The organism is Citrobacter sp. TBCS-14, from assembly GCF_005280805.1.
Classification (GTDB): domain Bacteria; phylum Pseudomonadota; class Gammaproteobacteria; order Enterobacterales; family Enterobacteriaceae; genus Citrobacter; species Citrobacter gillenii.
Genome location: NZ_SZWM01000431.1, coordinates 1 through 407, shown reverse-complemented (window position 1 = coordinate 407; position 407 = coordinate 1). Strand labels below are relative to the sequence as shown.

The following is a 407-nucleotide window of genomic DNA, read 5'->3' as shown; positions in this document are numbered from 1 at the left end:
CTGCGTGCCGGAGATATCATTCTCACCGGAGCGTTAGGCCCGATGGTGGCGGTGAATGCGGGCGATCGTTTCGAGGCCCATATCGAGGGTATTGGTTCAGTCGCCGCCACCTTTTCAGCGGCGGTTACAAAAGGAAGTCAGTCATGAGTAAGCGTAAGGTGGCCATTATCGGCTCCGCTATATAATAGCAATTATGACCAAGATTACAATTGAGGCCTTCGTTTTTTGTAAAGTTATAACTCATTGTTAATTAAGTAGTTATTTATGGTGGGAAGTTTTTAGCCTTAAGATTCCTTTTCTATAGACGTAAATTTTCAGAGAGAACTGTGTCAATTTTAAATGATACCTTTTTGCTTATAGTGTGATCACCGCATACGGTGGCTTTCTCCGAAGTAGCTAGTCCGTTT

General features: G+C 43.5%; 1 protein-coding gene. It reads left to right on the top strand.

Annotated elements, in window-relative coordinates; genetic code table 11:
- On the top strand, positions 1-147 hold a 147-nt coding region (locus FDX22_RS15920; protein WP_186805335.1), incomplete at its 5' end, for a fumarylacetoacetate hydrolase family protein.
- Positions 148-407 lie beyond the last annotated feature (260 nt).